Below are 1,705 nucleotides of genomic sequence, written 5' to 3'. Positions count from 1 at the left end.
GGGTTTGTCAAGTAAAGTGTGTAAATTTTTTTGATTTTTTATCGGCGGTCAATTAAGACCGCCGATTGTTCGTCTAATCGAATGGAAGTTCTTCCCCGTTTCGATAAGCCTCATATCGCCAGAGCAGGTCCTGTTGCTTGAGGAATTCATAGCAAGTCAATAACTCATTTTTTAGGGTAATCCTTGATGTCCGTTGATAATGGAGTTCTTCCGCTAGTGTCTTAAATTTCAAGTCATTTCGCATGGCTTCAGCTATAAACTCATCCATGCTGACCTCACCCGGCTCATGTTCTGCTTCAGCAAAATAATCATAATAATCCATAGCTGTCCTCCTGTAACGTTTAGTATGCTTCATACTTCATGATGCGTGCTTGCATCTGGTCATCCATAATCAGCTGATTCCTGACCATCGCCCAGTTCGAAACCGGGCGGCCGTTCCATTTCTTATAAAGTTCTGTAATGCGCAAATATAACGCTTTATGTACCGCTTCTTCACTGGGGAAGGCCCCCTTTTTAGTGACCTTCCTGAAACTTGAGTTAACTGCTTCAATCGCATTAGTAGTATACATGACTTTGCGTACGGCACTTCCATAATTGAAAAGCTGCTCTACGTGTGACCAGTTACGCACCCAGACATCAACTGCTCCTAGATACTGACTCCACGACTGCTTAAAACGTTCAAATTCACTTTCTGCTGCTTTCAGACTGGCTGCTCCGTATACTTTCTTTAACTGTGCCGTATACTTCTTATATTCCTTCGAGGGGATATAGCGGACCGAGCTCCGGATCAGGTGCACAATACAGCGCTGCACTACAACATCCTTGAAGATGGATCTGGCGCCTTCCTCCAGCCCGGATACGCCGTCCATGCTGATAAACAGTACGTCCTCCACACCGCGTGCTTTTATTTCATCAAAAATCTGCATCCAGTAATGCTTGCCTTCTGCATCGCCAATCCAAAGCCCAAGGATGTCTTTGGCACCATTGACATCATAGCCTAGGATGACATAAACTGCACAGCTCTTAGTCTCATTTTCTTTGCGGATGTTAACATACAGACAGTCTACAAAGAGAAACGTATAGAACTTCTTAAGAGGCCGGTTCTGCCATTCCTCCACAGTCTCAATCACTCTGTCTGTGATGTTGGATATGGTATCATGAGAAATCTCGAAGCCATAAATATCTTCAATCGTATCAGCAATATCACGGTCACTCATACCTCGTGCATACATGGCAAGCACCTTGTCCTCGATACCGCTGACATCTCTTGTACGTTTTGGAATTGCCTGCGGTTCAAAGGATGCATCCCGGTCTCTGGGGACATCGACTGGTATCTCGCCGTAAGAAGTCTTAACATTCTTGTGGAGATATCCATTACGGCGGTTATCCGTATTTTTATAACCATGATCGTTGGACTCATATCCCAAATGTGAGTCCATTTCGCCTTGAAGCATTGCTTCGAACATCGGGCCAAAGATGTCCTTGAGGGCATTCTGCATCTCCTCTGCGTTAGTCGGCTGATATTCATCAATAATCGCTTTAGCAATCGCCATGCTGGCATTGCTCCGTTTGTTTTTCCTTGGTGACATAAGTGCTGTACTCATAATCCTTTCTATTCCTTTCATTTAGTGTATCGCACTTTCACATAAAAATAAAGTGCGTAAGTTTGGTTACCGGTAACTTACACACTTTATTTTACACTCCC

General features: G+C 44.0%; 2 protein-coding genes. Both read right to left on the bottom strand.

The genetic code is table 11. The features are described 5' to 3' along the window. Nucleotides 1–73 precede the first annotated feature (73 nt). Nucleotides 74–322: a hypothetical protein gene (locus tag DWZ56_RS22525; RefSeq protein ID WP_118558859.1), complete on the bottom strand. Its 249-nt coding sequence runs from the start codon at nt 320–322 to the stop codon at nt 74–76. Between the two features lie 19 nt (nt 323–341). After that, nucleotides 342–1,589, bottom strand: coding sequence for an IS256 family transposase (locus DWZ56_RS22520; protein ID WP_442911459.1), 1,248 nt, complete (start codon nt 1,587–1,589; stop codon nt 342–344). Nucleotides 1,590–1,705 lie beyond the last annotated feature (116 nt).

Source organism: Lachnotalea sp. AF33-28 (assembly GCF_003477885.1).
In the GTDB taxonomy this organism is placed as follows: domain Bacteria; phylum Bacillota; class Clostridia; order Lachnospirales; family Lachnospiraceae; genus AF33-28.
This window is presented reverse-complemented; position numbering and strand designations above follow the sequence as displayed.